General features: G+C 25.5%; 1 protein-coding gene. It reads right to left on the minus strand.

The window, feature by feature from the left end; all coding sequences use genetic code 11:
• Nucleotides 1-345 (minus strand): putative zinc-binding protein (locus KGF50_RS22020; RefSeq protein WP_227850009.1); only part of this gene is annotated, 345 nt, incomplete at both ends.

Below are 345 nucleotides of genomic sequence, written 5' to 3' on the forward strand. Positions count from 1 at the left end.
TTCATTAAAATATAAATTTTTATTCATTGCTAATTTGAAAGTAAACTTATCCTTTTTATATGTTTGATAATCAAAAGGTATATTAAATCCTTTCATATCCACTTTATCTGAAGCTAAAGAATCAGCTTTTTCAATTTCATCTAATAATTCCTTTATTATAATATCTTTTAATTTTGTCTCATTTTCTCCAAGTCTTAAATCTTTGCCTATCTCTATAGCTTGCTCTTTTGCAATTTGTGCTACATTTATCCTTTTAGCAATTTTAAGGTTTTTTTCGGAGGCTAGTTTAGTTGAACATTTGGTGTTACATCCATCAATAATAATAAGGTCTCTATCTTTTAAGAT

Origin of the sequence: Clostridioides sp. ZZV15-6598 (assembly GCF_020657705.1) — a bacterium.
In the GTDB taxonomy this organism is placed as follows: Bacteria; Bacillota; Clostridia; order Peptostreptococcales; family Peptostreptococcaceae; genus Clostridioides; species Clostridioides difficile_F.